2 tRNA genes are annotated in these 420 nt (G+C 53.8%); both read left to right on the top strand.

Going from position 1 to position 420, the window contains the following annotated elements:
* Nucleotides 1-249: 249 nt before the first annotated feature.
* Nucleotides 250-325 (top strand) — tRNA-Val (locus AOA61_RS08685).
* A 19-nt stretch (nt 326-344) separates the two neighbouring features.
* Nucleotides 345-418, top strand: a tRNA-Asp gene (locus AOA61_RS08680).
* Nucleotides 419-420: the final 2 nt, after the last annotated feature.

Genomic DNA, 420 nt, shown 5'->3' with positions numbered 1-420 from the left:
CGGTAGTTCAGTCGGTTAGAATACCGGCCTGTCACGCCGGGGGTCGCGGGTTCGAGTCCCGTCCGCTGCGCCATATTCGGTAACCTGGAATGCTGAACGCCAGGTCACCACAAAAAGCCCGCTCATTGAGCGGGTTTTTTTTGTCCGAAATATGGCGAAAAGTCGTGCTGGAAACTTTTTTTAAATAAATTGCATTTAAATCAAGACATTACGATTTTTTGGTGTATGATGCGCACACACCGAAACGAAGGGTGATTAGCTCAGCTGGGAGAGCATCTGCCTTACAAGCAGAGGGTCGGCGGTTCGATCCCGTCATCACCCACCATTCGCTTCATGTGTTACGCGCAGCGGTAGTTCAGTCGGTTAGAATACCGGCCTGTCACGCCGGGGGTCGCGGGTTCGAGTCCCGTCCGCTGCGCC

The sequence above is a fragment of the Pseudomonas sp. 2995-1 genome (genome assembly GCF_002742505.1).
GTDB lineage: Bacteria > Pseudomonadota > Gammaproteobacteria > Pseudomonadales > Pseudomonadaceae > Aquipseudomonas > Aquipseudomonas sivasensis.
Note: the sequence above shows the minus strand (reverse complement) of the source record. Positions and strands in the feature narration are given on the sequence as shown.